This window comes from Pseudomonas sp. HMSC063H08, from assembly GCF_001813645.1.
Taxonomy (GTDB): domain Bacteria; phylum Pseudomonadota; class Gammaproteobacteria; order Pseudomonadales; family Pseudomonadaceae; genus Pseudomonas; species Pseudomonas aeruginosa.
This window is the reverse complement of the sequence record NZ_KV813582.1, coordinates 1-319: the sequence shown is the minus strand read 5'-3', so window position 1 is coordinate 319 and position 319 is coordinate 1. Positions and strand designations below refer to the sequence as shown.

1 pseudogene is annotated in these 319 nt (G+C 64.6%); it reads left to right on the top strand.

Going from position 1 to position 319, the window contains the following annotated elements:
* Nucleotides 1-319: pseudogene (locus HMPREF2924_RS27060) on the top strand (glutamine synthetase); the annotation flags it as partial.

Sequence of the window (319 nt, the reverse complement as noted above, 5' to 3'; positions counted from 1 at the left end):
TCAAGAACATCGCCTACGACCACGAGATGGACACCACCTTCATGGCCAAGCCCTATCCGGGCCAGGCCGGGAACGGACTGCACGTGCATATCTCGCTGCTCGACAAGCATGGCAACAACATCTTCACCAGCGAGGATCCCGAGCAGAACGCCGCATTGCGCCATGCGATCGGCGGTGTGCTCGAGACCCTGCCGGCCTCCATGGCCTTCCTCTGCCCGAACGTCAACTCCTACCGCCGCTTCGGTTCGCAGTTCTACGTGCCGAACGCGCCGAGCTGGGGCCTGGACAACCGCACCGTGGCCCTGCGCGTGCCCACCGG